1 protein-coding gene is annotated in these 390 nt (G+C 39.5%); it reads left to right on the forward strand.

Annotation, left to right across the window (positions count from 1 at the left end):
* Positions 1-390, forward strand: a 390-nt coding sequence (locus D7W79_RS42995) for an N-6 DNA methylase (protein ID WP_147442407.1), incomplete at both ends; no start/stop codon positions are given.

The following is a 390-nucleotide window of genomic DNA, read 5'->3' on the forward strand; positions in this document are numbered from 1 at the left end:
GTGCGAAATGGACAGCAGATTCAAAATTTGAAAATGACGAACGATTTAGTGGTTACGGCAAGCTTGCGCCAAAATCCAAAGCAGACTTTGCCTTTATTCAACACATGGTACATTACCTAGACGATGAAGGTACCATGGCAGTTGTGCTACCACATGGCGTCTTATTCCGTGGGGCTGCAGAAGGTGTGATTCGTCGTTATTTAATAGAAGAAAAGAACTACCTAGAAGCCGTGATTGGCTTACCAGCCAATATTTTCTATGGGACAAGTATTCCAACATGTATTTTAGTATTTAAAAAATGTCGCCAACAAGACGACAACGTATTATTTATCGATGCATCCAATGATTTTGAAAAAGGAAAAAATCAAAACCATTTAAGCGATGCCCAAG

This window comes from Corallococcus exercitus, from assembly GCF_003611585.1.
Classification (GTDB): Bacteria; Myxococcota; Myxococcia; order Myxococcales; family Myxococcaceae; genus Corallococcus; species Corallococcus exercitus.